This is a genomic window from Hymenobacter sp. UV11, from assembly GCF_004684095.1.
Lineage (GTDB): Bacteria > Bacteroidota > Bacteroidia > Cytophagales > Hymenobacteraceae > Hymenobacter.
In genome coordinates, this window is record NZ_SRII01000047.1 from 1 (window position 1) to 1,918 (window position 1,918).

3 protein-coding genes are annotated in these 1,918 nt (G+C 64.2%); 1 reads left to right on the plus strand and 2 read right to left on the minus strand.

What is annotated here, in order from left to right; translation table 11 throughout:
* Positions 1 to 53: 53 nt before the first annotated feature.
* Positions 54 to 326 carry a hypothetical protein gene (locus tag E4631_RS25610; protein ID WP_133655569.1) on the minus strand — a complete coding sequence of 91 codons (273 nt, stop codon included), beginning with the start codon at positions 324 to 326 and terminating at the stop codon, positions 54 to 56.
* A 203-nt stretch (positions 327 to 529) separates the two neighbouring features.
* Here E4631_RS25610 and E4631_RS25615 point away from each other — a divergent pair, with 203 nt between their 5' ends.
* Positions 530 to 1,300: a hypothetical protein gene (locus E4631_RS25615; RefSeq protein ID WP_135318683.1), complete on the plus strand. Its 771-nt coding sequence runs from the start codon at positions 530 to 532 to the stop codon at positions 1,298 to 1,300.
* Positions 1,301 to 1,383: 83 nt separating this feature from the next.
* Here the strand turns inward: E4631_RS25615 and E4631_RS25620 are convergent.
* The coding region (locus E4631_RS25620) for a DUF305 domain-containing protein (RefSeq protein WP_135318684.1) at positions 1,384 to 1,918 on the minus strand (535 nt) is incomplete at its 5' end.

Here is a 1,918-nt window from a genome sequence, read left to right on the forward strand (position 1 = left end):
AAAAAAGGCCAGCGCTGCTAGACAGCGCTGGCCTTTCTAAAGGTACTGATGGGTTAGCTGCCGGCCTGCTCGTGGGCGTGCAGCGGCTCCTTATCACCGTGCTCATGCGAGTGGTGCAGGGCGGCCTCCTCGGCGTGTTTCTTGGCGTGGGCCGCGAAGCCGTAGGCCGTGTAGCCGTGGTGCGCGGCCTTTTCGTGGTTGCCCTGCTTGAGGTGCTCCGCGGCGGCGCGGTGGTTTTGCACGGCGTGCTCGAAGTAGTGAGCGGCCTTCTGGTGGGCCTCAATGATTTTCTGGTGCTCTTCGGGGTGGTCCTGCTGGGGCGTCATGGCGCTGAAGGTTGGGGTGGAAAAGAAGTCTGGCAGAGTATACGGCTGGCCCGGAATAAGGGCGAACGAAGCCGATATTTTTTAACTAAATAGATGTCACCGACCTTTATCAGCCCACTTGGATAGAATCCAGCGGCTTCGCCACGTCCGGCGGCCGGGCGTTTTGCCAAACCAGCGGGTCCGTTGCAGTATTTTTACCTCCCGTGTCCCTGCTTTCCCTCGCTTTTGACTCGCGCTACCCGGTGCTGCTCTGCCTGGCAGTGGGTGGCTTCTGCCTCTGGCGGTATACCCGTCGCAGTGCCCCCGCGTTTCATGCTCCCGGGGCACTGCTAGCCGTGCTCCTGCTGGTGCATCCACCCCTCCTGCTGTTGATTCGCTTCTCGATGGCGCGCGACGTGGCGCTTCCCTTCACGCTGGCGCTGTTCAGCTCGTCATTGCTGCTGCTGCACGCGGTGGGGCCGGCCTTTCGCCTCGTCTTGCCCCCGCCGCGCTGGGGCCGGCTTACCGGCGCTTTGCTTGTGCTCGACGCGGCCATTGCCGCCGGCTGGTCCTACATCCCGTCGGCTACGCTGCTCCTACCGGACTGGCTAACTGCCGTACTCGTGCTTGGGGGAGAGGCGGGTTTCATGGGCCTGCTGCTGTACTGGTTCTGGCACGCGCAACGGCCTGGTGGGCCGTGGTCGCTTTCTGGCACCCCGCTTTCGCCCGTCCTGGCGCTGGCGCAACAGGCTTACGACCAGCAAGCGGCAGACTTTCAACCCACCAAGGCCGAATTCGAAGCTTGGCTGCGCACGCTACGCCCGCCGGCCCGGCGGTTGGCCCAGCAGGCCGGGATGAAGGCCATGTGGACCGTGCCCTTGTTTCGGCGCTTCGTGCTGGAAGCGCGGGGCTACCGCTGCGTGGATTTCATGGCTGAGCACTTGGCTGGAGAAGAATTCCGGCGCTGGGTTGATGCTGTGCATACTCCCCAGTAGCCGGGCACCGACGCAACGGTGATGCCCGGCAGGCCCCTAATAACCAGCAGTCCGCTACGCAGCGGACGCAGCTTTTCCGCTACTTACTTATTAGGCTGGGGGTGCTGCGCCAGCCAAGCCTTCGCTTGCTCAATTTCCCGCTGCTGGTCGCGGATGATAAGGTAGGCAGCCTTCTCCAGGGCAGGGTCCTGGCCGTATTCCAACTCGGCCTGGGCCAGTTGAATGGAATTCTGGTGGTGCGGCACGAGTAGCAGGGCAAAGTCCCGGTCGATGCTGCCCGTGCCCGCGTCCTCGTGCTGCTCCCTCATGCCCAGGTTCGGCGAGCCGGTGCCGCCTTCGGCCTGGACGATGGTACGGTGCGCGGCCGGGGAGAAGCCTTCCGTCGCCGCATTCAGCAATTTGGCAAACTGCTCGCTGCTTGTGGTGTGCTCCGGGAAGCCGGGCGGGCGGGCCTGCAACCGCTGAAGGGCGCTGTCCAGGCCCAGGATGAGCTGCTGGTGGGCGTGGTTCATTTGCTCCGCGATGTTGCGCAGGGCGGGGTCCTGGCCCTGCTTTAGCTCCAGCGCCGACATGGCCACCGCCGCCCGGTGGTTTTCGCGCATGAGCTGCGCAAAGTAC

Excerpts from the sequence above, each read along its gene's own strand:
- E4631_RS25610 (WP_133655569.1), bottom strand. The coding sequence starts at position 326 with ATGACGCCCCAGCAGGACCACCCCGAAGAGCACCAGAAAATCATTGAG.